The sequence below is a fragment of the Bradyrhizobium sp. 1(2017) genome (assembly GCF_011602485.2).
Taxonomy (GTDB): domain Bacteria; phylum Pseudomonadota; class Alphaproteobacteria; order Rhizobiales; family Xanthobacteraceae; genus Bradyrhizobium.
On record NZ_CP050022.2, the window covers coordinates 3,663,102 to 3,682,730 of the forward strand.

Below are 19,629 nucleotides of genomic sequence, written 5' to 3' on the forward strand. Positions count from 1 at the left end.
AAACGTGCGTAGCGGCTTCCCGAATAGATCATGCTCGGACAACAGGACGGGTCATTCACCTGCCAGCTTCAGCCTGGGCTTGGCGCCGCCTTCGATGGCCCGCAGCCGGCCTTCCTCGCGTGCGATGTAGCCGCGCGTGATCGGCACCACGCCCTGACGCCTTGTGAGCTGGATCTGGAAGTTCATCATGTGCTGCTTGCGGAACGTCATCTCGCAGGCTGCCAGATAAAATTCCCACATCAGGGCGAAGCGCTCGTCATAGAGCTGCACGGCCTCCTCGCGCCGCGCCATGAAGCGCTCCCGCCAGGCCTTCAGCGTGTCGGCGTAATGCAGGCGCAGGATCTCGATATCGCAGACCAAGAGGCCCGCGCGCTCGATCGCCGGCAGCACCTCCGACAGGGCCGGGATGTACCCGCCGGGGAAGATGTATTTGGCGATCCAGGGATTGGTGGAATCGGGCCCCTGCGAACGGCCGATCGAATGCAGCAGCATGACACCGTCCCTGCTCAGGAGCTCGGCGCAGCGCCGGAAGTAGGTGTCGTAGAAGCGGGCGCCGACATGCTCGAACATGCCGACCGAGACAACACGGTCGAACGGGCCAGCGATGTCGCGATAGTCCTGCAACAGGAATCTGGCCGAGCCCGTCAGGCCCTTTTCGGCCGCGCGCGCATTGGCAATCTGCAATTGCTCGGTCGAGAGCGTGATGCCGGTGACGTCGGCGCCGGCGATTTCGGCGAGATAGAGCCCGAGCCCGCCCCAGCCGGACCCGATGTCGAGTACGCGCCGGCCGCGTCCAACGAGCAGCTTCGCGGCGATGTGCCGCTTCTTGGCGAGCTGCGCATCGTCGAGCGTCGTCTCCGGCGTCTCGAAATAAGCGCAGCTATATTGCTTGTCGGCGTCGAGAAAGAGCGAATAGAGCCGGGCATCAAGATCGTAATGGTGTGCCACGTTGCTGCGGGCGCGCGAGCGCGGATTGAACTGCTTCAGGTGTCGCGTCAGATAGCGCAGGTGCCACCAGGGTTTTGCCCACTGCGGCAATAGGTCGGGTTGATCGAGCAGGATCGCGAGGGCATCTGCTATGGTGCCGCGCTCGACGACGAACTCGCCGTCCATATAGGCTTCGCCAAGCCCGAGCTCGGGATTGACGAGGACCCGCCGCTCGGCCTCCGCAGTGACGAAGCGCACCGCGACTGGTAGACCGGAGCCGTCGCCAACGGTGAACTTTGCTCCGCTTGCGCCGGTCACCGTCATCGACCCGCGGCGGATGAATTGAGACAGGAATTTACGCAACAAGCGGTCCATCGCGACCTTCCTCTCGAGCGAACTCGAAAGATGCGACAAACCCGGCCTTCACATCTGACGCCCAGGTGCCGCAGCGGTTCCTATGCGTTTGCATCCAAAATCTAGGGAGCGGGGTCCGGCCTCGCTATTGCGCTGTGTTCACGGCCGATATTCGAAAATCGCTTAATCACTTCCTCGCGCGTGGGAAGCCCGCTTCCATTCGCGGCTCAATCGGCTAAAAGGTGACCGCCGCCGTGCGGGATGCCGGCTGCATTCACGGAATTCAACGGAGATGATGGGAATGTCGAGCCGAGCGCTCAGCCTCGCGACGGTGTTGCTTCTGATCGGCTTCGGCGCGGCCGATACCGTTCTTGCGCAGGCGCAGAACCTCGAGGCCGGCAAGACCCCGTCCCAGCTTTTCGCCCAGACCTGCAATGTCTGCCACAAGAGTCCGCGCGGATTGTTGAAGTCCGTGGCGCCGGGTTCGTTGCCGGGATTCCTGCGCCAGCACTACACCACGAGCTCGGACATGGCGGCCGTGCTCGCCTCCTATCTCGTCTCCAACGGCGCCACCGACACCCGCTACCAGGCCAAGGACGGCAAGAAGGACGCCAATGCCGCTCCGGGCCAGTCGCCCGAACATCAGGGCCGCCGCCAGCGCTCGCAGGACGCCGCCAGGGACGGCGTGAGTCCCGAGGGCCAGACTGCGCCCGAGGGACGCAAGAGCAAGCGTCGCGCCAAGCCCGAGGACGCCTCGAAGGCCGAGTCTGCCGCGCCGGCCAGTGAGGACAAGAAGAGCGAGTCAAAGCCCGAGACCGTCAAGCCTGACAGCGCCAAGGTCGAGCCTGAGGCCAAGCCAGAGGGCGCCAAGGCCGAGCCGCATGGCAGCGAAGCGGCGGCGCCGCGCCCCGATCCGGCCCCGCAAGCCACGCCGGCTGTGCCAACCGCCGCGCCCAAGCCGGCGGAAGAGGCTGCTCCCCGGGCGGCCGCGCCTGCCGCGAGTTCCGAACCGGCGCCCGCAGCCAAGCCGCAGGAATCGGCGCCGCCCGCCACCGCTGCAGCTCCGCCGGCCCCGCCGGCCGATTCCTCCAGACCGCCGGCGCCGCCGATTTCGCGCTAGCTAGCTGACATTCGTTCCGGTCGACCGCGGAGGTCGCGTTCATCGTGGCCTCCGCATCGTCTTGACCACGCTTAGAGTAGTACTCTAGAGTTAAGCTCTAGGAGGCGGCGATGTCGGCGAGCGTACGTGACGACCTGTTGGCGGCGGGGCTGGTCGTGTTCGACCGCGTCGGCTTCGAGGCCGCGACGGTGGCCGCGATCCGCGCCCGGGCGCGCGCCTCCAATGGCAGCTTCTTCCATGTCTTCGGCTCGAAGAAGGAGCTCGCAGGCGCGCTGTTCCTGGACGTGCTCAGGCACTATCACGCCGCAATGCTGGCGGCGCTCGATCCCGTGCCCGATGCAGAGCGGGGCATCGCTTGCCTGATCCGGGCGCATCTCGATTGGGTCGTCACCAGCCGGCGCGAGGCGCGTTATCTGTTCGAGATTTCCCGCAGCGAATGGAGCGAGGACGTCCGCGACGCCCAGCGCGCACAGAATGCGCGCCTTGCCGAAGGCATCGAGCGCTGGCGCGCGCCATTGGTCGCGAACGGCAAGTTCTTGCCGATGACGCCTGTGATGTTCGTCAGCCAGCTGATCGGCCCGGCGCAGATCTTCTGCCGCGCCTACCTATCGGGTCGCGACCGCACCGATCCGCGCATCGAGGCCGACACGCTGATCGCCTGCGCCATCCGTGCGCTGCGGCCACCCGATCGCATCAACAAGGCATGAGGAGAGATCGCATGCGAGCCGAACCGGATCCCGAATTCGCTCCGATCGCCGAGCGCATCCACGCCAGTGTCGGCCAGCAGGGTTTCATGAACCTGGTCGGCGCCGAGCTGTCGGAATTGTCGCGCGGCACCTGCACCATCGCCGTGGAGCGCCGGCCGGAGCTGCTGCAGCAGCACGGCTTCTTTCACGGCGGCGTCACCGCCTTTCTGGTCGACAACGCCACGACGATCGCAGCCGCCACCTCGCGCGGCCAGCCGGCGCTGACGGCGGAGTACAAGCTCAATTTGTTGTCGCCCGCGGTCGGCGAGAAGCTGATCTGCCGGGCCAAGGTGATCAAGCCGGGCCGGCAGGTCGCGGTCGTCGCCGCCGATGTGTTCTGCGTCAGCGACGGTGTCGAGAAGCATACGGCAACCGCGCTTGCCTCGATCGCGATGCTGAACGAGGACGTCGCCGCCAAAACGAAAAGCCCGGCCGCTTGAGGCAGCCGGGCTGATCCATTGTCCGCCGTCATTGCCGGGCTTGACCCGGCAATCCATCGCTTGAGCAAAACTCTTTTGATGGATGCGCGGGTCAAGCCCGCGCATGACGAGTTGCTTACTTCTCTTCTTCTGCAGCCGGCGCCGGCTCGACCTCGTCGTGCTGGGCTTCCGGATCGAAGAACTCGCCGGCGGCGGCGATCGCCTCGGCGGCCGCGTCGCGGTCCTCGTTGCGGGTCGAGATGTCCTCGCCGCGATTGATGCGCTCGGCCTCGTCCTGGCTGCGCGCAACCGTGACGGTGATCTCGACCTCGACCTCGGGGTGGACGGCAACGGTGATAGAGTGCTTGCCGATGGCCTTGATCGGAGCGTCGAGCTGGATCTGCGGGCGAGCCAACGAAACGCCGTCGGCTTCGAACGCGATGACGATGTCACGCACGTTGACCGAGCCGAACAGCTGGCCGGCTTCCGAAGCCTGACGGATCACGATGATGTTCTTGCCCTCGATCTTCTCGGCGACCTTGGATGCTTCAGCCTTGGACGCAAGATTGCGGGCCTCGAGATCGGCCTTCATGCCGTCATACTTGGCGCGGTTGTCGGCGGTGGCGCGCAGCGCCTTGCCGCGCTTGAGCAGGAAGTTGCGGGCATAGCCGTCGCGAACCTTCACGACTTCGCCCATCTGGCCGAGCTTGTTGACGCGTTCCAGCAAAATGACTTCCATATTCGTTCTCCTTTGAAGTGGTCTGAGTTTCAGTTTTCGGGGTTGGACTTAAGGGGTTGGCAGCGGCGGCGGCTGCCGGCTGCGCAGGAAGCGCTCGCGGAAGCCGAACACGGCATCCGCAAGGCCGAGAATCACCACCGCGATCACGGGCCAGCCAAACACGACGACGACGGCATAGGTCGAGCCGAGCCAGAACGTGCGGCTCTTCAGCGCCAGCGTCAGCGTATGCAGCACGGCGAAGCCGGTCAGCGCATAGGCCATCATCAGCGCGGCCGTGCTGATCTGCGCGACAATCGCGAGCATCCCGCCGGTGAAGCAGAAGGCGAGCGCGATGCAGAGCGCGACCAGCGTCATCGGCGGCAGCTCCGCTGTCTTCAAGTCCGGCCACGGCCGGCGCATCCGGCCCGACGTCGCGGTCACCTTGGCGCTGAGCCAGAGGTTGAGCGTCAGCGTCAGCATCGCGACGATGGTGGCGGCGGCCGGTACGACGCGCACCAGGGCATCGACGAACTGACTGGCTTCGCCTGACGTCTGCGGATTGGTGGTACGCAGGAGGCGCATCAGGCCGCGCCGCAGCGTGCCGGTGATGGTCTCTGCGTCGGTGCCGAGCGTGAGCAGGGCGGCGATCGTGGTCAGCGCCGCGAAGCCGGCGATCCAGAGCAGGATGCGGCCGACCGGATACCACTCCATCTCGGGCTCCGCCTGAGGCTCGGCGGAGGCGCCGGGTGGGAGGCTTCCCACCTGCCGGCTCAGCAGGGTGAGATGGCCGAGCCACCAGGCCGGCAGGGCGACGGTGACGGCGAAGGCGATGCAATAGGGCAGACCGAACAGCGCGCCGAGGCCGATCGCGGCGGCAATGCCGCCGAGGCTCGCGCAAAGCGGCCCCCAGCCGATGGCGGCAACCATCAGCGGCAGCGGAGCGAGATAGAACAGGACGAGCGAGATCATCGCGCCCGAGATGATCGAGGCGAACATCAAAGCCGACGCGGCGCCGGCGATCAGGGCTATCAGTCCAAAAGCCATCATCAGCTGTCCCGCTCCCTTCGAGCGGTTAGAGGCATCGTTCGCCCCAACCATCGGCGACCGGACGACCCGGAAGCCTTATGAGTTCAGAAAGTGGCGACCGGCGGCCAACTGCCGCCGGTCGGATTGGTCGTATCAGCGAATGACGTAGGGCAGCAGGCCCAGGAAGCGCGCGCGCTTGATGGCGCGGGCGAGCTCACGCTGCTTCTTCGCGGACACCGCGGTGATGCGGCTCGGCACGATCTTGCCGCGCTCGGAGACGTAACGCATCAGCAGCTTGGAGTCCTTGTAGTCGATCTTCGGAGCATTGGCGCCCGTGAAGGGGCAGCTCTTGCGACGACGGAAAAACGGACGGCGTGCACCAGCTTCAGCCATTGGTCTTACTCCCCATCCGTCGTGGTTTCAGCTTCTTCGCGCGGACGGCGCGGGCCGCGGTCACCGCGGAAGCCGCCGCCGTCGCGATCGCCGCCACGGAAACCGCCCTCGCGGTCGCCACGGAAGCCGCCTTCGCGCTCGCCGCGGAAGCCGCCGCCGCGGTCGTCACGCTCGCGATCGCGGTCGGCCTTGCGCATCATCGCGGACGGGCCTTCCTCGAGCTCCTCGACGCGGACGCTGAGATAGCGGATCACGTCCTCGCTGATGCGCTCCTGGCGCTCGATCTCGGCGATCGCCGCGGACGGCGCGTCGATGTTGAGCAGCACGAAGTGCGCCTTGCGGTTCTTGTTCATGCGATAGGTGAGGGAGCGAACGCCCCAATTCTCGGTCTTGGTGATCTTGCCGCCGAGACCCTCGACGATCCCGGTCATCTGCGCAGTCAGCTCTTCGACCTGCTGCGGGCTCGCGTCCTGACGCGCGAGAAAAACATGCTCGTAAAGAGGCATGGACGTCCTTTCCTCATGTTGGCGCATCGCCCGGCGTCAAACCCTTAAGAGGCCTTCGGAAAGGACTCTGGGATCAAGCTCAGAAGGCGGAAACACGGGACGACGGGCCGACTGGCCCTGCCACACCAAAATCACGAATGACTTGCTGAGACCGTCCGTTCAGCTCCCGGCCGGGGTCTGCGGATGCGCGCCTTATACGGATTTTGGCCGGCTTTGCAAGGTTGCAGCCCCTGCTTTTGGCCCCGAAAGGCTCCGGTCGGCCATCGATCGGCTCTCCATACCACGTCGAGCTTGAATTGTTTGTTTGTATGTCATACAAATAATTTTGGCACAGGACTTCCCATGGCGGACAAGTCGGTTCATGAGCCGCTCGATGCGGTAGGCGACCCCAAGCACGCGGTGCGCGCCACGCGCTCGGCGGGCCGCAAGATGCGCTCGCTGCTGCTCGATGCGGCGAGCCCGCTGTTCCGCGAGCGGGGGCTTTCAGGCACGGCGATCACCGACATCGCGGCCGCGGCGAATGCATTCCCGAGCCAGATTACCTATTACTTCCGCACCAAGGAGGCGCTGTTCGTCGAATGCGCCTGCCGCGAGCTCTTGTATCTTGCGCGTGCGACGGAGCAGGCGGCGCTGAGCGCGCGCACGCCACGGCAATACACCCACGCATTGGCCGAGACGGTCACGGCGAACGATTCGGTCGCCTTCTTCGCCGAAGCGTTGACACTGACGCGGCGGCGCCAGGATCTCGCGCCTTTGGTCGAGCGCACCATCGAGCGCCTGCACAGCGAAGGCGCGCGCGCCTATGCGAGCCAGGTCGAGCGGCACGGCTGGCGTTCCCTGCGCGCGCCCGACGAAAGCTCGCGGCGGTTCTGGGCCGTCGCCATCGGCGTCATCCTCGAGGGCTACGCGATGGGCCGTTCGCCCGAGGAGCTCTGTGCCGAGATGCTGCGCGTGCTCGGCGAGCAGGCAAAATCCACGGGCGAGGTCGCGCGCCTGCGTCTCGTCGAGGAGCGGGGCACCTCAAGCAGTTCAAACGAGGAGAGCTAGGCCATGACCGCGCTTCGCATGCGTGCCCGTGATTTCCTGACCGACGACCAACTGGCTGACGTGCGCCAGCGCGTAACCTGGAAAGGCGTTGCCCTGATCGCGCATGCCTGGGCGCTGATCGCGGGTGCGATCGCTCTGGTGGCGTGGTGGCCCAATCCGATCACTTATATCCTCGCTGTCGCCATCATCGGCTCGCGCCAGCTTGGGCTTGCCATCCTCATGCATGACGGCGCGCATGGCTGCTTGTCCGCAGACGAAAAAACCAATCTGACGCTGAGCCAGTGGTTCTGCGCTTATCCGCTGTTTGCGGAGACGCGCAGCTACCGGCGCTATCATTTGCAGCATCACGCGCGCACCCAGCAGGAGGACGATCCCGATCTCGTGCTGTCGGCGCCGTTTCCGATCACCAAGCTGAGCTATCGCCGCAAGTTCATTCGCGACATCACCGGACAGACCGGATACCAGCAGCGCAAGGCGCAATTGCTCAACGCGCTCGGGCCAAAGGACTGGTCATGGCGACAGCGTGCGGCGCATTTCTGGGAGCAGCTCGGCCCGCAATGTGTGGTCAATGGCATCATGTTCGCGGCGCTCGCGGCGGCCGGCGTGTGGTGGGCCTATCCGCTGCTCTGGCTGGTGCCGCTGCTGACCTGGATGATGGTCATCACCCGCATCCGCAACATCGCCGAGCACGCCGTCGTCCCTGACAGCAATGACCCGTTGCGCAACACCCGCACCACGCATGCCAATTTTCTCGAGCGCCTGTTCATCGCGCCTTACTACGTGAACTATCATCTCGAGCACCATCTCTTGTTCTACGTGCCCTGCTACAATCTGCCGAAGGTGCATCGCCTGCTCGGCGCCAGCCGGCACGCTGGCCGCATGGAGGTGCAGCCGGGTTACGGCGCGGTGCTGCGGCTCGCCACCGCGAAGCCGAACCAGGACGATCGGCCGGGGCAATTGGTCAACAGCGCGCGCCGCGCGCGGGCGGGGGCGGAGGTCGATGCCAACCAGACCGCCGGCGGATTCTAGAAAGCCACATCCCCGGTTGAAGGCCGGCGCCATTCCCATCCTGGCTTGACAGTCCGACCCCGGACAGTGTCTACGGCCCCCTTTGGAGCGTGATCCGGAACCTTGACCTGAGGCCGCGCGTAATCGGCTGCCGGTTCTCTTGAGGATCACGCCCGACAAGCAGGGAGCGCCGATGACGGCAGCATTCACATTTCCTGGACAGGGTTCCCAGGCGGTCGGCATGGGCAAGGCTCTGGCCGACGCCTTTCCGGTGGCGCGCGCCGTGTTCGACGAGGTCGACGCCGCACTGGGGGAGAAGCTGACGGCAACCATCTGGGATGGCCCGGCCGAAACCCTTCAACTCACCGAGAACGCCCAGCCGGCGCTGATGGCGGTGTCGATAGCCACCCTGCACGTGCTGGAGGCTGAGGCCGGTTTTTCCGTGGGGCGGGACGCGGCCTTCGTCGCCGGCCACTCCCTCGGTGAATATTCGGCGCTGGCGGCGGCCGGCAGCCTCACGATCTCGGACACCGCGCGCTTGCTTCGCACCCGCGGTCTCGCAATGCAAAAGGCCGTACCGGTCGGCGCCGGCGCGATGGCAGCGCTGCTGGGTCTCGACTATGAGGCGGCGATGGAGGTTGCCGGCGAGGCGGCGCAGGGGCAGGTCTGCCAGGCCGCGAACGACAATGGCGGTGGGCAGGTCGTGGTCTCCGGCGACAAGGCGGCGGTCGATCGCGCCGTCGAAATCGCCAAGATCAAGGGCGCCAAGCGCGCGATGCTGCTGCCGGTGTCCGCGCCGTTCCATTGCAAGCTGATGCAGCCCGCCGCCGACGCCATGGCTGAGGCGCTCTCGAAGGTCGCGATCAAGGCGCCGGCCGCACCGCTGGTGTCCAACGTGCTGGCGAGTGCCATCACCGATCCCGACGAGATTCGCCGCCGCCTGGTCGAACAGGTCACCGGCACCGTGCGCTGGCGCGAGTCAGTTGCGTATATGGCAGGGCAGGGCGTCACCCGTTTCTTCGAAATCGGCGCCGGCAAGGTGCTGACCGGTCTCGTCAAGCGCATCGCCGACGGTGCCGTCGGCGTTGCAGTCGGCGGTCCCAACGACATCGCCGCCGCCAAGGATGCATTGGCCGCTGCCAAGCAGGGCTAGAGGAGTTTTCAATGTTCGATCTGACTGGCAAAAAGGCGCTTGTCACCGGCGCGACCGGCGGCATCGGCGGCGCGATCGCGCAGGCGCTGCACGCGCAAGGCGCGACCGTTGCGATCTCCGGAACGCGCAAGGAGGTGCTGGATGAGCTTGCCGGCAAGCTCGGCGAGCGCGCCTTCGTGTTGCCCTGCAATCTCTCCAAGGCCGACGAGGTCGAGGCGCTGGTGCCCGCTGCGGAAGCCGCGATGGGGCAGGTCGACATCCTCATCGCCAATGCCGGCATCACCCGCGACAATCTCTTCGTGCAGCTGCGCGACGAGGACTGGGAGGAGGTCATCAACGTCAACCTGACCGCGACCTTCCGTCTGGCGCGCGCCGCAACCAAATTGATGATGCGCAAGCGCTTCGGCCGCATCATCGCCATCACCTCGGTGGTCGGCGTCACCGGCAATCCCGGCCAGGGCAACTACACGGCGTCCAAGGCCGGCCTGATCGGCATGATCAAGACGCTGGGCGCCGAATACGCCAAGCGCGGCGTCACCGCCAATTGCATCGCGCCCGGCTTCATCAAGACGCCGATGACGGATGCGCTCAACGACAAGCAGCGCGAAACGATTCTGACCAAGGTTCCGGCCGCCCGGCTGGGGACCCCCGAGGACATTGCGGCGGCTGCGGTCTATCTGAGCTCGAATGAAGCGGCTTACGTCACCGGGCAAACCATCCACGTCAACGGCGGCATGGCCATGATCTGACGTTCATTCCGCACTGCCCACGGGAGTGGGCGCCGGATGCGGCAAACGGCCGTTTCCGGAGCGAAATGAGGCTTGTAGTCAAGGCAATTGAAGTATGATAACCGGACCTTCAACGGATGGGCAAAGAACGCCATTGCAGGTTTTTGAAACCCTGTATATTGGCGATGCGGAGCCTTGGCCGTCTTTCGCCGGGCCCTGCATCGGTTAGGATGGGGCCAAATCAAAGTTCGTAAGCGAAGGCAGTCAAACGACCACGACGGCTCGTATCGTCCCGGGGGGTCGGGTCTACAGGGAACAACACGAGGTTAAGCAATGAGTGACATTGGCGAGCGGGTTAAGAAGATCGTGGTCGAACACCTTGGTGTTGAACCCGAGAAGGTTGTCGACAACGCGAGCTTCATCGACGACCTCGGCGCCGACAGTCTGGACACCGTCGAGCTGGTGATGGCGTTCGAAGAGGAATTCGGTTGCGAGATTCCGGACGACGCCGCGGAAACGATTCTCACCGTCGGCGACGCCACGAAGTTTCTCGAGAAGAACGCGAAGAGCTAAGGCTCTTCATTTCGCGGGGACAACATTGAAACCGGACGGGCCGCTTTCCAGCGGCCAGCCGGTTTCTTGTTATTGGCCGTGAATCTTTCGATACGGAGTTTTCGGATATGAGGCGGGTCGTCGTCACGGGTCTTGGCATGGTGTCGCCGCTCGGCTGCGGCGTCGAACCGACCTGGAAGCGCATCCTCAACGGCGAAAGCGGTGCGCGCCCGATCGAGAGCTTCGATGTCTCCGATCTTCAGACCAGATACGCATGCACCGTCGTGCGCGGCGACGGCAGCAACGACACCTTCAATCCCGACAAGTGGATGGAGCCGAAGGACCAGCGCAAGGTCGACGACTTCATCATCTTCGGCATGGCCGCCGCCGGCCAGGCGCTCGACGATGCCAACTGGCATCCCGAGACCGAGGAGGACAAGTGCGCGACCGGCACCATGATCGGGTCCGGCATCGGCGGCCTCAACGGCATCGCCGACACCGCGATCCTGCTCAAGGAGCGCGGGCCGCGCCGGGTCTCGCCGTTCTTCATTCCGGGCCGCCTGATCAATCTCGCCTCCGGCTATGTCTCGATCGCACACGGGCTGAAGGGACCGAACCATTCGGTGGTCACGGCCTGCTCGACCGGCGCGCATGCGGTCGGCGATGCCGCCCGCCTGATCGCGCTCGGCGATGCCGACGTCATGGTGGCCGGCGGCGCGGAATCGCCGATCAGCCGCATCGGCATTGCCGGCTTCAACGCCGCGCGCGCGCTGTCGACCGGTTTCAACGAGTCGCCCGAGAAGGCCTCGCGTCCTTATGACAAGGACCGCGACGGCTTCGTGATGGGCGAGGGTGCCGGCGTCCTGGTGCTCGAGGAGCTCGAGCACGCCAGGCGCCGTGGCGCGAAGATCTACGCCGAGGTGATCGGCTACGGCCTTTCCGGCGATGCCTATCACATCACCTCGCCGTCGCCCGACGGCGATGGTGGCTTCCGCAGCATGTCGGCGGCACTCAAGCGCGCCGGCCTCACGGCGGCCGATCTCGACTACATCAACGCGCACGGTACCTCGACGCCGCTCGGCGACGAGATCGAACTCGGTGCGGTCGAGCGCCTGCTCGGCAACGCGGCATCGAAGGTTGCGATGTCCTCGACCAAGTCGTCGACCGGTCATCTGCTCGGCGCGGCCGGCGCGATCGAAGCGATCTTCGCCATTCTTGCGATTCGCGATAATGTCGTGCCGCCGACCATCAACCTCGACAATCCGTCGGTCGAGACCGCGATCGATCTCGTGCCGCACACGGCGAAGAAGCGTGAGGTCAACGTCGCACTGTCGAACTCTTTCGGTTTTGGCGGCACCAATGCCTCGGTGATCGTCCGGCGTTTGGCCAGTTAATTTTACTTTGAGACGAATCCACCGTTTTGCCGTATTCGGCTATAGTCATAGAAGTGGGCGCGTGCATTTGGCTCGGCAAGCGATTGTCAGGCCGCGATTGAACCGGCAGGATTCAGGTTGCTTCGATGAGTGAAAGGCCGCCCATTTCGCCCCGGAGTCCGCGGGCCGCGCTGGAGCCCGAGCAGGTCCCGCCGCCGCCGAAGCGATCGGACCGGGCGCGCAATCCCTTCGTGGTGGTCGGCAACGCCATCATCACTCTGTTGCTGATCGCCATGCTCGGCGCCGGCGGCGTCTATTATTACGGCCGGCAGGTGCTGGAAGCGCCCGGACCGCTGAAGGAAGACAAGATCGTCAACATCCCGCAGCGCGCGGGCAAGCGCGACATCGCCGAGACGCTGAACCGGGAAGGCGTCACCGACATCAATCCGTGGGTGTTCATCGCCAGTGTTGCCGCGCTGAAGGCGAGCTCGGATCTCAAGCCTGGTGAATATTCGTTCCAGAAGAACGCCTCCTTGCGCGACGTCATCGCCACCATCGTCGAGGGCAAGGTGGTGCAGCATTCCGTCACGATTCCCGAGGGCCTGACCTCCGAGCAGATCGTGGCGCGATTGAGCGACAACGACATCTTCACCGGCAGCGTGCGCGAGCTGCCGCGCGAGGGCACGCTGCTGCCGGAGACCTACAAGTTCCCGCGCGGCACCACCCGCGAGCAGGTGATCCAGCGCATGCAGCAGGCGCACAAGCGCGTGCTGGCCGAGATCTGGGAGCGCCGCAACCAGGACATTCCCGTGAAGACGGCGGAGCAGCTCGTCACGCTTGCCTCCATCATCGAGAAGGAGACCGGCAAGCCGGACGAGCGCAGCCGCGTCGCCGCCGTGTTCGTCAACCGCCTCAAGCAGCGGATCAAGCTGCAGTCCGATCCGACGATCATCTACGGGCTCGTCGGGGGCAAGGGCACTTTGGGCCGTCCGATCAAGCGCAGCGAGATCACGCAGCCGTCGCCCTACAACACCTATGTGATCGATGGCCTGCCGCCGGGCCCGATCTCCAATCCGGGCCGCGCCTCGCTGGAGGCCGCCGCCAATCCGGCCCGCACCCGCGATCTCTATTTCGTCGCCGACGGCACCGGCGGGCACGCCTTCACCGAGACCTACGACGCGCACCAGAAGAACGTCGCCAAGCTCCGCGCGATGGAGAAGCAGATCCAGAACGACACGGTCGAGCCGGCCGAGGACGCGCAGCCGCCCGCCGCCGCTGCGCCAGCCGCCACCGACCCGCCGACCGCGACCACGCCGGCGCGGCCCAACCAGCAGAAGAAGCAACCGTCACGGCCTGCCAATCCTGCTAACCCTGCCGCTCCCGCCAATCCCGCGCCGGCCCGGCAGGGCGCGGTGCAGTCCTCGCCGCCGGTGGTCCAGCGCTAGCTGACGCAGAGCTGCCTGCGGACATTGCGGATTCCACTTTCCGGCAAAATAGTCTTAAGATTCGCGTGGCTTGATGGCCTCGCGAATCCCGTGTTCCTGGAGAATCTCAACCGATGGCGCTGTCGTCCATGACCGGCTTTGCCCGAAGCCACGGCGCTAGCGGGCCGTATACGTTCGAATGGGAATTGAAGTCGGTCAACGCCAAGGGCTTTGATCTGCGCGTGCGGCTGCCGCAGGGATTCGACGAGGTCGAGGCCCACGCCAAGAAGCGCGCCGGCGAGCTTCTGTCGCGCGGCACCGTCTACGCCAACCTCAACGTCAAACGCGCCAACGCTGCCGCCACCGTCCGCATCAATGAGGACGTGCTCAACGCCGTCCTGAAGGCGGCCGCGCTGATCTCCGGCAAGGTCGACGCGGTGGCGCCGAGCATCGACGGCCTGCTCGCCATCAAGGGCGTCGTCGAGGTCGCCGAGCCCGAGGGCGACGAGGAGGAGGACAAGGCCGCGCGCGCCGCTGCCGCCGAGGCCTTCGACAAGGCGCTCGCCGATCTCGTCGAGATGCGCAAGCGCGAGGGCACCTCGCTGGGGCAGATCCTGACCCAGCGCGTCGACGAGATCGAGCAATTGGCAAAAAGGGCGGAAGCTTCGCCCGGCCGCAAGCCCGAGGCGATCAAGGCCAAGCTGGCCGAGCAGATCGCCAGCCTGCTCGACACGTCCGACCGTTTCGATGCCGACCGCCTGATGCAGGAGGCGATCCTGATCGCGACCAAGGCCGACATCCGCGAGGAGCTCGACCGCATCGCCTCGCACATCGCGCAGGCGCGGGAGCTGATCGGCAAGGGTGGCCCGATCGGCCGCAAGCTCGACTTCCTGGCGCAGGAGTTTCACCGCGAGGTCAACACCTGCTGCTCGAAGTCGAACGACATCGAGCTCACCAATACGGGCCTCGCCATGAAGAACGTGGTCGAGCAGTTCCGCGAGCAGGTCCAGAATCTGGAGTGATCGATGACGACGGGCGGCCACGGTACTGACGGTGTCGAGCGGCGCGGATTGATGTTCGTGCTGTCTTCGCCCTCGGGCGCGGGCAAGACGACGTTGTCGCGTCTGCTGATCGAGCGGATGGGCGGCTTGAAGATGTCGGTGTCCGCAACCACGCGGCCGATGCGTCCGGGCGAGGTCAATGGCAAGGATTATTCGTTCGTCGACAAGGCGACGTTCGACGCGATGACGAAGGCCGGCGAGCTGCTGGAATGGGCGACGGTGTTCGACAACAGCTATGGCACGCCGCGGGGGCCGGTCGAGGCGGCGCTGTCGGCGGGGCAGGACGTGCTGTTCGACATCGACTGGCAGGGTACGCAGCAGCTGCGCGAGAAGGCGCGCGCCGACGTCGTCAGCGTCTTCATCCTGCCGCCCTCGGCGGCCGATCTCGAGAAGCGCCTGCACTCACGCGCGCAGGATTCCGACGAGGTGATCCGCAAGCGGATGAGCCGCGCCAGCCACGAGATGAGCCACTGGGCCGAGTACGACTACATCGTGATCAACCACGACGTCGACGAGGCCTTCGCCGAGGTGCAGTCGATCCTGAAGGCGGAGCGCCTCAAGCGCGAGCGGCGGATCGGCCTCGCAGGCTTCGTTCGAACTTTGCAAGGTCAGCTTCAAGGTTAGGCCGCGACAGCCGCGGGCCTTCCTTCGCCAGCCGTTCCAGCATCGTCGTCACGACGTCGACATCGACCGCATCCTGGTCGCGACCTGTCGGCGCCTCGTGCTCTTCGCCGCTCTCTTTCGCCACGAGCTGGGGCGATGCAGCCTGGATCTCGAATTTCCGGTCGAACATCTTGATCTCGACCTCGTCGCTTCTGATCTCGTCGGGTTCCGGGGCGCGGACCACGGCACGCTGTTTGCGCGCGTCGATCAGATCGAGCTCACGGCCGATCGCGGCAAGTTTTGTCACTTGTCTCGACGCTTGCGGACGTGCGGCATCGAAGTCGATGGGGCGCGGCTGCACGTCGGCCAAATTTGCGCCGAGCCAGGGCGCGCGGCTTGCCTCCTGATCCTGCGTCGCATGATGGTCCCAATAGGCGTGCCGGTCGGTCGACTTGACGCGGCGGGCGCGCTTGCCGGCGAAGCGGTAGATCAGGCTGCCGAGGAGGCCAGCGAGCGCAAGCGCGCCGCCAATCACGAGCAGCAGCGTCGGGAGCGAGCCGTGCGGCTTATCGATGCTGCTGTCTGCTGCGCCGAAGGCGACCGGGGATTTGGAAGGCTTTGCGCTCGGGGGGGCGGTTGCCGCGGTAACGGCAGGTGCGGGTGCGGGCTGCGGCGCGGGGGCCGCTTGCGCCGGCTGCGGTGCGGGCGGAGCGGACGCGGTGGTCGGATCAGGCCAGCGCGTGGCGACGGCCGCCGGCTCGGCGGCGGTGGCTGGCGGCTGTTGCGCGGCCGGCGCGGGCGCGGTCATGTTCGGCGCGCCCGGGGCGGCACCGGTCTGCTGCGCAACAAATTCGGCACGGGCGTTCTGCACCGTCTGCGGGGCGGCTGAATCCGTGTCCTGTGCCACTTTTGCGTCGGGCGCCGCCTGGGCGGTCCGGGTGACCTTGTCGCCGGCGGCGCGCAGATACCAGCACTTTTGCTTAGTCGAGCGCTCGAGGCGGTAGTACCAATGCTGCCCCTGCGGCGCGGCGCCCTTCGGCGAGGCAAGGCAGTCGCCGGCGGCGTTGGCCGTGCTCGATGCGGTCGGCGCGGTTGGCGCGTTCTGCGACACGGCGGCCAGTGGCGCGCCGGCGATGATGCTGCCGACGAGCACGGATACGAATTTTGCGGTGCGGTTGCCCATCCTGGTCTCCCGGTTACGCATGACGCAACTGTTACCAGGCCTTTGTGGTCAAAGACTTGGGTGGCAATGAGCCGCAAATCCGGAGAGGATGTGGCTTGAATCGGGCCTGCGCGGCGTTGGTTCCGCCACGAATTCAGGCCTGTTTCCGCCTTACTGCTTGGCTGAGGTCCAGGTTCCGCCGCAGCCATCGGAGCGGCGCCATGTCCCGGAGCCGCTGCGGCCGGAGAGGCGGCCCGCGCCGGTAAAGCTGACGCCCTGGCCTTGTCCGCGCGTGCTGACCGAGCCGCTCTGGCTGACGGTTCCGCTCACGCCTTCGCCGATGACCCTGCCCGAGGTGACGACGACTGCGCCGCTCGTAGAGCCGCCGCAGCCGACGCTGGTGACGATCCAGGCGCCGTCAAAGCCTCCGCCACCCCCACCACCACCGCCGCCGCTTCTTCGCGACGACGCGCGCGGCTCCTCGGCCGGCTTGCTCCGGCGGGCGGACGGGGCCGGCTCGGCCGACCGGTCTGAACGCGAGCCGGACAGCGACTTTTCGTCGTTGCCGATCGAGCCGCCCGCGCTGCCGGACTGGGCGAAGGCGGAAGGAAGGGCGAAGGCGAGGTTCAGCAGAAAGGCGAGGGCAGTCGCACGCTTGGCGGCATTGGGCATGATCAAATCCAAAATCAAAACGGATATCAGCGGCCGGAGCCGTCGGCACAGACGGCGCCGATAATGCGGCAAGCTTTGCCAGCCTTGCCGCATTCGTCAAGCGCGGCATCCTTTGCGCGCTGCACGCTGTCGCGCTGGACCAGCGACCAGGACCTGTCGGAGATCGCGAACGCGCCGCAGCGACTGCCATAGAACGAGAGCTCGATCGGGCATTTGGCGCCGGCGCAATTGCCGCGCGCATCCGCCACCGCCGCGCGCCGCGAGGCGTGGTTCCACGACATTCCCCATTTGCTGCCGTCGGGCCCGTAGACGATCGAGCCCCAGGGTTTCAGATCCTCCATCTTGCGCATCCGCAGCAGCAGGCCTTCGGTCGCTTCCCCCGTCGGTGCCATGGCGATGCGTTGCTGCAGCTTCGTGATGGCACGGGTCAGGCCGTCGGGGGTGTCGGGGTCGAAATTGAGCTCGTAGAGCCGCTCGCTGAGCTCGCTGAGCAGCGCGGCATCGCGCAACGGCACGCGGTCCGGATCGGCGCGCAGGCGCTCCGCCGGCAGGGGATCGGGCTGCATTGCGGCCACCTGCGGTGGGGCGGCTTGCGTCGGCGGCACGAAATAGAAGGTGCCGTCGATCGGCGACGATGAGACCCAGGGCTGCTGCGCGCCCGCGGTGGCGCGCTTCACCGCGAGGCCGACCTGGTTGAAAGTCTGAAACACATCGAGGCCCGCGACCCGGATCGTCGTGGCGAGGGCCTTGGTATAGGGGCTATGGCCGTCGCTGCCGTCCTGGGCGACGTTGCCCGGCTGCGTCGCATAGGAGATCAGCGTGCCCTCGGGCGCGCGCATCTGCGCGAGGCCGCCGTCAGCCGCGCGCAGGCCGCGCGAGCCGAACGGATTGTTGCGGCAGGCATCGAGGATCACGAGGTTGAGGCGGGTGCCCGAGCCCTGCATCTGGCGCAGCACGAGATTGACGTCGGTCATCTGGAAGTCGACGTCGGCCTCGCGCGTCGGATTGGCGCCGACCGGTACGAGATAGTTGGAGCCCGACACCTGCACGCCGTGGCCGGCATAGTAGAACAGCGCGACGTCGGCGCCCTGTACCTGCCGGCCGAAGCTCTGCACCGCGACGTCCATCGCGCTCTTGTCGAGGTCGAGCTGCGCGCGGCCGCCGACCAGGATGAAGCCGAGCGCAGTGAGCGTCTCCGCCATCAGGCTCGCATCCTTCGACGGGTTGTCGAGCGGCGTGATGTTCTTGTAGGTAGAGTTGCCGACGACGAGCGCGATGCGCTTCTCGACCGATGCTTGAAGCGCCGTGGTGGCGAGCATGGCGGCGATCAGCGCCGCCAGCACCAGGACGCGATTGAAAATCCTCGCGTGCATGAAAATTCCCCAAATAATGGCGCCAGTCTACCAGCCCGGCACCTGGGCGAAAAGCGGCATGACAGAGGGTGGCGGCGTGATGCACGCCCGTGTCCCGGACGCGCTGCAACGTTCTTGCGCTGGTGCGCAGAGCCGGGACTTCAGCGTCGCAGGACACGACTGCGCCGAATCCGCCCGGCCACTGGATGCGAACGCCAGCGCGACCGGCGGCCGACGTCCCTGGAAAGCGCAGACAGGCGCGCTCGTCGTTCATTTGTATGACGGGTCAATGCGCCTGTCCGACGGTCGCGGTCTTGTCTGGTTCGCTGTGCTTCGCGGTTTGCACGTCGCCGTCGCCGACCCAGCGCGCGAGCATGACGGTCAGGGCAAACATGAACGCGATGATAGCTATGCGCTGCATCGGATCTAAATGCCGAACGAGACGACAAGGTTGCTCGCTCACCCCTGTCAGAACTCAGGAACCGGTCCTTCGGAAAGCTTCATGAAGGAACCAGAAGGAACGGTGCAGGTTACCCCGTCGCCGCAGAGGAGGACGCAATGGATATGAGAGAAGCCTCGGCAATGACGGAAGCGTCCGGACTGACGGACGAGCGCGGGCAGACGTCCAGCCAACGGTCGGTCCCGCGGCCGGAAAGAGCAAGCCGTCGACCGATTGCCTCGGACCTCGCGATGAACTTGGCCGACCAATTGCGCGAGACAACCGTGAAAGCGCCTTTGCGCTCGCTCTTCGTCGCATTTCTTCTCGGCGCCTGGTTCGTACGCCGGCACTAAGTCGCGCCTTCGAGGCGAGGTGCTCGAGGGAATGGGAAACCGGTGGAGTGACGGACGGAGGGAATGATGAAGCGCTTCGCGATCACGGCGACTATCCTGCTAGGCAGCATCTCGTTTGCCATCGCGCAAAGTTCAGGAGGCGGTTCGGGTGGTTCGTCATCCTCTGGAGGCGCGAGTGCGGCCGGGACAAGCGGCACAAGCGGCTCGACGCTTTCGAACGGCACCACGCTGAGCGGAACGGGCGGCGCGCCGGGCCCGAACACGTCCAATGCAAAGAGCCGCGGCACCATGGGTGACAAGCTCGGCGTAGCGGCACCGGATCAGAACGGCAGTGGATCTCGGCCGACATACAACACGCCAGTTGCAGACGCCGCGGTCCGGCAACTTGGAAACACGAACCTTGGCATCTTGAAGAAGTAGGCGTGGGAGCAGGCTTCGTCTCGCATTTGCCGGCGCTGGCTGCTCCAACTGACGCGTTAATTGGTGGCTCGTT

The 19,629-nt window shown here is 65.8% G+C and carries 22 protein-coding genes; 14 read left to right on the forward strand and 8 right to left on the reverse strand.

Features of this window, described 5'->3' with window-relative positions; translation table 11 throughout:
- Window positions 1–51: 51 nt before the first annotated feature.
- A complete protein-coding gene (locus HAP40_RS17100; protein ID WP_166816710.1) occupies window positions 52–1,302 on the reverse strand; it encodes an SAM-dependent methyltransferase in 1,251 nt (416 codons plus the stop codon).
- Window positions 1,303–1,582: 280 nt separating this feature from the next.
- Between HAP40_RS17100 and HAP40_RS17105 the strand changes: the two genes are divergently transcribed.
- The 3 genes from HAP40_RS17105 to HAP40_RS17115 all read left to right on the forward strand — a co-directional run bounded on the left by HAP40_RS17105 (window position 1,583) and on the right by HAP40_RS17115 (window position 3,587).
- Entirely contained in the window at window positions 1,583–2,401 is an 819-nt protein-coding gene (locus HAP40_RS17105) for a hypothetical protein (RefSeq protein WP_166816709.1), read from the forward strand.
- Window positions 2,402–2,511: 110 nt separating this feature from the next.
- On the forward strand, window positions 2,512–3,108 hold the full coding sequence (locus HAP40_RS17110; protein ID WP_166816708.1) for a TetR/AcrR family transcriptional regulator: 597 nt from the start codon (window positions 2,512–2,514) through the stop codon (window positions 3,106–3,108).
- A gap of 11 nt (window positions 3,109–3,119) precedes the next feature.
- Entirely contained in the window at window positions 3,120–3,587 is a 468-nt protein-coding gene (locus tag HAP40_RS17115; RefSeq protein WP_166816707.1) for a PaaI family thioesterase, read from the forward strand.
- A 115-nt stretch (window positions 3,588–3,702) separates the two neighbouring features.
- On the opposite strand, the gene rplI is transcribed toward HAP40_RS17115, so the two are convergent.
- The 4 genes from rplI to rpsF all read right to left on the reverse strand — a co-directional run bounded on the left by rplI (window position 3,703) and on the right by rpsF (window position 6,209).
- Window positions 3,703–4,305, reverse strand: coding sequence for a 50S ribosomal protein L9 (rplI, locus tag HAP40_RS17120; RefSeq protein WP_166816706.1), 603 nt, complete (start codon window positions 4,303–4,305; stop codon window positions 3,703–3,705).
- Between the two features lie 48 nt (window positions 4,306–4,353).
- On the reverse strand, window positions 4,354–5,331 hold the full coding sequence (locus HAP40_RS17125; protein WP_166816705.1) for a DUF2232 domain-containing protein: 978 nt from the start codon (window positions 5,329–5,331) through the stop codon (window positions 4,354–4,356).
- 132 nt (window positions 5,332–5,463) lie between these two features.
- On the reverse strand, window positions 5,464–5,703 hold the full coding sequence (rpsR, locus tag HAP40_RS17130; RefSeq protein ID WP_007592020.1) for a 30S ribosomal protein S18: 240 nt from the start codon (window positions 5,701–5,703) through the stop codon (window positions 5,464–5,466).
- 5 nt (window positions 5,704–5,708) lie between these two features.
- Window positions 5,709–6,209: a 30S ribosomal protein S6 gene (rpsF, locus tag HAP40_RS17135; RefSeq protein WP_027542989.1), complete on the reverse strand. Its 501-nt coding sequence runs from the start codon at window positions 6,207–6,209 to the stop codon at window positions 5,709–5,711.
- Between the two features lie 342 nt (window positions 6,210–6,551).
- Here rpsF and HAP40_RS17140 point away from each other — a divergent pair, with 342 nt between their 5' ends.
- The 9 genes from HAP40_RS17140 to gmk all read left to right on the forward strand — a co-directional run bounded on the left by HAP40_RS17140 (window position 6,552) and on the right by gmk (window position 15,179).
- Entirely contained in the window at window positions 6,552–7,256 is a 705-nt protein-coding gene (locus HAP40_RS17140) for a TetR/AcrR family transcriptional regulator C-terminal domain-containing protein (RefSeq protein ID WP_166816704.1), read from the forward strand.
- A gap of 3 nt (window positions 7,257–7,259) precedes the next feature.
- Entirely contained in the window at window positions 7,260–8,285 is a 1,026-nt protein-coding gene (locus tag HAP40_RS17145) for a fatty acid desaturase family protein (protein WP_166816703.1), read from the forward strand.
- 172 nt (window positions 8,286–8,457) lie between these two features.
- A complete protein-coding gene (gene fabD, locus HAP40_RS17150; RefSeq protein WP_166816702.1) occupies window positions 8,458–9,417 on the forward strand; it encodes an ACP S-malonyltransferase in 960 nt (319 codons plus the stop codon).
- Window positions 9,418–9,428: 11 nt separating this feature from the next.
- A complete protein-coding gene (gene fabG / locus HAP40_RS17155; protein ID WP_166816701.1) occupies window positions 9,429–10,166 on the forward strand; it encodes a 3-oxoacyl-[acyl-carrier-protein] reductase in 738 nt (245 codons plus the stop codon).
- 312 nt (window positions 10,167–10,478) lie between these two features.
- Entirely contained in the window at window positions 10,479–10,718 is a 240-nt protein-coding gene (locus HAP40_RS17160; protein ID WP_008551805.1) for an acyl carrier protein, read from the forward strand.
- 107 nt (window positions 10,719–10,825) lie between these two features.
- On the forward strand, window positions 10,826–12,091 hold the full coding sequence (gene fabF, locus HAP40_RS17165; protein ID WP_166816700.1) for a beta-ketoacyl-ACP synthase II: 1,266 nt from the start codon (window positions 10,826–10,828) through the stop codon (window positions 12,089–12,091).
- A 125-nt stretch (window positions 12,092–12,216) separates the two neighbouring features.
- Complete coding sequence (gene mltG, locus HAP40_RS17170; RefSeq protein WP_166816699.1) at window positions 12,217–13,515, forward strand: endolytic transglycosylase MltG; 1,299 nt, start codon at window positions 12,217–12,219, stop codon at window positions 13,513–13,515.
- 113 nt (window positions 13,516–13,628) lie between these two features.
- A complete protein-coding gene (locus HAP40_RS17175) occupies window positions 13,629–14,516 on the forward strand; it encodes a YicC/YloC family endoribonuclease (RefSeq protein ID WP_166816698.1) in 888 nt (295 codons plus the stop codon).
- 3 nt (window positions 14,517–14,519) lie between these two features.
- Window positions 14,520–15,179, forward strand: a complete 660-nt coding sequence (gene gmk / locus HAP40_RS17180; RefSeq protein ID WP_166816697.1) for a guanylate kinase — start codon at window positions 14,520–14,522, stop codon at window positions 15,177–15,179.
- Here the strand turns inward: gmk and HAP40_RS17185 are convergent.
- From HAP40_RS17185 to HAP40_RS17195, 3 genes are all read right to left on the reverse strand, one after another.
- Window positions 15,112–16,341, reverse strand: coding sequence for a hypothetical protein (locus HAP40_RS17185; RefSeq protein WP_166816696.1), 1,230 nt, complete (start codon window positions 16,339–16,341; stop codon window positions 15,112–15,114). The genes gmk and HAP40_RS17185 overlap by 68 nt on opposite strands.
- A 150-nt stretch (window positions 16,342–16,491) precedes the next feature.
- On the reverse strand, window positions 16,492–16,992 hold the full coding sequence (locus tag HAP40_RS17190; RefSeq protein ID WP_166816695.1) for a hypothetical protein: 501 nt from the start codon (window positions 16,990–16,992) through the stop codon (window positions 16,492–16,494).
- Between the two features lie 26 nt (window positions 16,993–17,018).
- The gene (locus tag HAP40_RS17195; protein ID WP_166816694.1) at window positions 17,019–18,365 is read right to left on the reverse strand and encodes a caspase family protein; all 1,347 of its coding nucleotides are present in this window, start codon (window positions 18,363–18,365) and stop codon (window positions 17,019–17,021) included.
- Between HAP40_RS17195 and HAP40_RS17200 the strand changes: the two genes are divergently transcribed.
- Together HAP40_RS17200 and HAP40_RS17205 are read left to right on the forward strand one after the other, a co-directional pair.
- Entirely contained in the window at window positions 18,346–18,774 is a 429-nt protein-coding gene (locus tag HAP40_RS17200; RefSeq protein ID WP_166816693.1) for a hypothetical protein, read from the forward strand. The genes HAP40_RS17195 and HAP40_RS17200 overlap by 20 nt on opposite strands.
- Window positions 18,775–19,199: 425 nt before the next feature.
- Window positions 19,200–19,556, forward strand: a complete 357-nt coding sequence (locus HAP40_RS17205) for a hypothetical protein (protein WP_166816692.1) — start codon at window positions 19,200–19,202, stop codon at window positions 19,554–19,556.
- Window positions 19,557–19,629: the final 73 nt, after the last annotated feature.